The organism is Streptomyces sp. UH6, assembly GCF_013421635.1.
Lineage (GTDB): Bacteria > Actinomycetota > Actinomycetes > Streptomycetales > Streptomycetaceae > Streptomyces > Streptomyces abyssomicinicus.
In genome coordinates this window covers 1-3,722 of the sequence record NZ_JACADT010000564.1, presented here as the reverse complement: position 1 = coordinate 3,722, position 3,722 = coordinate 1, and the positions used below count along the sequence as shown (strand labels likewise).

At 74.4% G+C, this 3,722-nt stretch carries 3 protein-coding genes; 1 reads left to right on the top strand and 2 read right to left on the bottom strand.

From position 1 onward, the window contains the following. Window positions 1–90: 90 nt before the first annotated feature. Together mshB and HW445_RS22065 are read right to left on the bottom strand one after the other, a co-directional pair. Window positions 91–1,029, bottom strand: a complete 939-nt coding sequence (mshB, locus tag HW445_RS22070) for an N-acetyl-1-D-myo-inositol-2-amino-2-deoxy-alpha-D-glucopyranoside deacetylase (RefSeq protein ID WP_180222712.1) — start codon at window positions 1,027–1,029, stop codon at window positions 91–93. 158 nt (window positions 1,030–1,187) lie between these two features. After that, on the bottom strand, window positions 1,188–1,382 hold the full coding sequence (locus HW445_RS22065; protein WP_151771419.1) for a hypothetical protein: 195 nt from the start codon (window positions 1,380–1,382) through the stop codon (window positions 1,188–1,190). 177 nt (window positions 1,383–1,559) lie between these two features. Between HW445_RS22065 and HW445_RS22060 the strand changes: the two genes are divergently transcribed. Further along, the coding region (locus HW445_RS22060; protein WP_180222711.1) for a prolyl oligopeptidase family serine peptidase at window positions 1,560–3,722 on the top strand (2,163 nt) is incomplete at its 3' end.

Here is a 3,722-nt window from a genome sequence, read left to right as displayed (position 1 = left end):
CCGCTGCGGGCCGCGGCCCCTTGCCGTTCATGTCGCCGCCGTTCGTGTCGCCGTCGTTCCTGTCGCCGTCGTTCGTGTCGCCGCTCGGGCTCATGCCGCGCCTCCCCGGTGTCCTTCGGATGCCCCGGGCCCCGCGGGGGCCGCGGGCGCGATGCCGGCGAACAGGTCGTCCCCCACGCCGGGGCCGGCCGGCTCGCCCTTCACCAGCTGGTAGTGCTCGACCGCGAACAACGGCTGGGCCAGGTCGTTGGAGAGGGCGAACCAGGGGCCGTGCACGGCGATCTGGGTGGCGTGCGCCGTCATCGCGGCGGCCTTGGCCGCCGCGTACGGGGTGCCCCCGGCGTCCACCCGGACGCTGATCGTTCTCGGGTCGTCGACGACGCCGGGCAGGTCGTCCACCTGGGCCGCCGCGGGGAACGGGAGACCGGGCAGCTCCGCACGGAGGCGGGCGAAGGCCTCCTCGGCGACCGCGCGGGGCATCCGGGTCCAGTAGACGCGCGGAACGTCCCAGGCGCCGCCGAGGTCGGGACGCACGCCCGGGTCGGCGGCCAGCTCCGCCGCCCGCATGGCGACGCGGTGGGCCTGGATGTGGTCGGGGTGGCCGTAGCCGCCGTCCGGGTCGTAGGTGACCAGGACCTGGGGGCGCACCTCGCGGATCACGGCGACCAGGTGCTCGGCGGCCTCGTCCACCGGGGCTCCCCAGAAGGCGCCGGGGACGTCGTTGTCGGGCAGACCCATCATCCCGGAGTCGCCGTAACGGCCCGCGCCGCCGAGCAGGCGGACGTCCGTGACGCCCAGCTCGCGCATGGCGGCGGCCAGCTCCTGGCGGCGGTGCGCGCCCAGCGCCGCGCCGGAGAGATGGGCCAGCTCGGGCGGGATGACCTCGCCGAGCTCGCCCAGCGTGCAGGTGACCAGGGTGACCCCGGCGCCCTCGGCCGCGTAGCGGGCCATGGTGGCGCCGTTGTTGATCGACTCGTCGTCCGGGTGCGCGTGCACCAGCAGCAGGCGGCGAGCGGGCATGTCCGTCATGGGGCCAGCTTAGGCCGGGCCCCCCGGCGCTCCCCCGGCAGGCGTGCCGGAGGACGGAGGGGGCGGGACCCCGGCATCCGGGGCGACGGAAACGCCCCGGCACACGTCCTGGTGTACGCCTCCGTCTCGGGGGTATCCGGGACGGGGGCGACGCGCGGTCAGAACTTGAAGCTGCCGATCATGCCGGCGATGTTGTTGGTCAGCTCACTGATCGTGGGTGCCACCGACGACGCGGCGAGGTAGAACCCGAGCAGCATGCAGACGACCGCATGCCCCGCCTTCAGGCCCGACTTCTTGATCAGCAAGAAGACGACGATCGCCAGCAGCACCACCACCGAGATCGAGAGTGCCACGGCGGTTCACCTCCAAAGCTCCCTAGGACACAGGCAGTCGGACCGAAGGGGCGACAAATCCTTCGCGCAGCCAGCAGGTTGATACCCACCGGACGGCAGTGATCATAACTATCCGAAGCAACGCATGAGTCGGCGCACAGCCGCACAGGGGGGGCGCATGGCCAATATGGTCAGGTCATGCAGACGGACACCGAATCCTTCCCCCGGCGGCAGGCCCGCACCCAGCGATTCACCCTCGGAGCGCCCCGCGCGTTCACCGTCGCGCCGGACGGCTCACGGGTCGTCTTCCTGCGCTCGCGTTCCGGCACGGACCGTGCGGGCGCCCTCTGGGTGCTGGACCTCGCGGCCGCGGGCGGCCCGGCCGAGCGGCTCGTCGCGGACCCCGCGGCACTGCTGGACGGCACCGGCGAGGACCTCTCCGCCGAGGAGCGGGCCCGGCGCGAGCGGAGCCGTGAGGGTGGCGCCGGCATCGTCTCCCACGCCACCGACACGGCCGTGGAGGTTGCGTGTTTCGCCTTGTCAGGGCGGCTTTTCACGGTCGGCCTGAGGACCGGGACGGCGCGTGAACTGCCCGTCGCGGGACCGGTGATCGACCCCCGCCCCTCCCCCGACGGACGCCATGTCGCCTATGTCGCGGGTGGTGCGCTGAAGGTCGTCGGGGCGGACGGCGACGGCGACCGGGCGCTCGCGGAACCGGAGTCGGAGACGGTCTCGTACGGGCTCGCGGAGTTCGTCGCGGCGGAGGAGATGCACCGCTTCCGCGGCTTCTGGTGGTCCCCGGAGTCGGACCGGCTGCTGGCCGCCCGGGCCGACGACGCGCCGGTGCGGCGGTGGTGGATCGCCGACCCCGCGCACCCCGGGCGGGAGCCGAGGCCGCAGGCGTACCCCGCGGCCGGAACCCCCAACGCGGACGTACAGTTGTTCGTCCTGGGCCTCGACGGCCGCCGGACGGAGGTCGTCTGGGACCGCGAGCGGTTCCCGTACCTGGCACGAGTGCACTGGTCAGCGGCGGGTTCGCCGCTGATCCTGGTGCAGGCGCGGGACCAGCGCGAGCAACTGACCCTGGCCGTCGACCCGGACACCGGGGCCACCCGGACGCTGCTGCGCGAGAGCGACCCAACATGGCTTGAATTGTTCGCCGCCACGCCCTGCTGGAGCCCGTCCGGCGAGCTGGTGCGGATCACCGACGAGAGCGGGGCGCGGGCCCTCGCGGTGGGCGGACGCACGCTCACCGACGGCCGGCTGCACCTGCGCGCGGTCCTCGACGTGTCGGAGGACGACGTCCTGGTGTCGGCCTCCGCGGGCGAGGCGGCGGCCGACCCGGAGACCGGCGAGGTGCACGTCCACCGGGTCACCGCCGAGGGGGTGGAGCGCCTCTCGCGGGAACCGGGGGTGCACACCGCGGTCCGCGCGGGCGGGGTGACGGTCCTGGTGTCGTCCACGCTCGACCGGCCGGGGGCCCGGGTGCGGGTGGAACGGGACGGCAAGGAGGTCGCGCGGATCGCCTCGCACGCGGCCGACCCCGGCCTGACCCCCGGCGTCTCACTGACCCGGGCGGGCGCGCGGCGGATTCCGTGCGCCGTGCTGCTGCCCGCGCACCACCGCGCGGGCGACCTCCTGCCCGTCCTTATGGACCCGTACGGAGGCCCGCACGGGCAGCGCGTGTCCGCCGCGCACAACGCCCATCTGACGTCTCAGTGGTTCGCCGACCAGGGGTTCGCGGTGATCGTCGCCGACGGGCGCGGTACGCCGGGGCGCTCGCCGGAGTGGGAGAAGGCGGTCCGGGGCGACTTCACGCTCGCCCTGGAGGACCAGATCGACGCCCTGCACGACCTCGCCGAGCGGTACCCGCTGGACCTCTCGCGGGTGGCGGTCCGGGGCTGGTCGTTCGGCGGCTACCTCGCGGCGCTGGCCGTGCTGCGCCGCCCGGACGTCTTCGCCGCGGGCGTCGCCGGCGCCCCCGTCACCGACTGGCGCCTCTACGACACCCATTACACGGAGCGGTACCTGGGCGACCCAGCCACCGAGGGGGCGGCGTACGCCGCGAGTTCGCTGGTCACCGACGACGGCCTCTCCGGCGCCGTCACACCCGCCCGGCCGCTGATGGTGATCCACGGGCTCGCGGACGACAACGTGGTGGCCGCCCACACGCTGCGGCTCTCCTCGGCCCTGCTGGCCGCGGGGCGGCCGCACGAGGTGCTGCCGCTGTCGGGGGTCACCCACATGACGCCCCAGGAGCAGGTCGCGGAGAACCTGCTGCTGCTCCAGGTGGACTTCCTGCGCCGCTCGCTGGGCATGCCGCCGGGCGGGAGCGCGGGGGCGGCGCCGGGAACTCCCTCG

What these genes read in the sequence shown, in the direction of transcription:
- mshB (WP_180222712.1), bottom strand. Translation starts at nt 1,029, where the DNA reads ATGACGGACATGCCCGCTCGCCGCCTGCTGCTGGTGCACGCGCACCCG.